Below are 251 nucleotides of genomic sequence, written 5' to 3' on the forward strand. Positions count from 1 at the left end.
TTCCAGCGGCGTCCGTCCCGTCGTTTCGCGTAACGCGCGATGGAAATGGCCTTCGGAGAGCTGTGCAAGATCGGCGAGCTTGGCAACCCGTATTGGCGCGCCCAAATGCGCGTCGATGTACTCGGTGACCCGCCGCAGCCGCCACGCAGGCAGCCTGATCGACGGATCTTTCACCCTCGCGCCAGCGTAGCGTCGGGCAAGGTAGAGAAGAAGAGCCAAAGTCATCGTGTCGCAGTAGGTGGCGTCTAGGC

General features: G+C 62.9%; 1 protein-coding gene. It reads right to left on the reverse strand.

Translation table 11 applies throughout. The annotated features are described in order from the left end of the window. Positions 1-251 (reverse strand): helix-turn-helix transcriptional regulator (locus QSV46_RS40445; RefSeq protein WP_314964305.1); only part of this gene is annotated, 251 nt, incomplete at both ends.

It is taken from the genome of Bradyrhizobium cosmicum (genome assembly GCF_032290525.1).
GTDB classification, from domain to species: Bacteria; Pseudomonadota; Alphaproteobacteria; order Rhizobiales; family Xanthobacteraceae; genus Bradyrhizobium; species Bradyrhizobium cosmicum_A.